The organism is Desulfobulbus alkaliphilus, assembly GCF_016918545.1.
Taxonomy (GTDB): domain Bacteria; phylum Desulfobacterota; class Desulfobulbia; order Desulfobulbales; family Desulfobulbaceae; genus Desulfobulbus; species Desulfobulbus alkaliphilus.
Map to the genome: position 1 here is coordinate 1 of NZ_JAFFQC010000257.1, position 442 is coordinate 442.

Consider the following 442-nt stretch of genomic DNA (forward strand, 5'->3'; position numbering starts at 1 on the left):
GCGATCACCTGCACCGTATGGTCACCCTGGGCCCAACCACCCCCGTCCGCTATCGAACCGACAATTTCCTGCCAGCTCCAGGACATCGAACCTGTGCCGGTAAAATACTGAAAACCAACCCGGCTGCGATACCTGTTGGGGCGAACATGCCACAGTTCAATATGACCTTCATGTCCGCCAACTCGTTCCTTGAACTGCACTGTCCCCTTGATATCCAGATCACCCGACGCCTGACCCGCGGCACCGGAAACCTCAGGCGTGTTGTCGATGGTGATAGGTATATTGACCTGTTGACGACTGCCATTGGCCGCTATCGCGATCACCTGCACCGTATGGTCACCCTGGGCCCAACCACCCCCGTCCGCTATCGAACCGACAATTTCCTGCCAGCTCCAGGACATCGAACCTGTGCCGGTAAAATACTGAAAACCAACCCGGCTGC

General features: G+C 57.0%; 1 protein-coding gene. It reads right to left on the minus strand.

All coding sequences use genetic code 11. The features are described 5' to 3' along the window. Positions 1 to 442, minus strand: a 442-nt coding sequence (locus JWG43_RS18410) for a hypothetical protein (RefSeq protein WP_205244379.1), incomplete at both ends; no start/stop codon positions are given.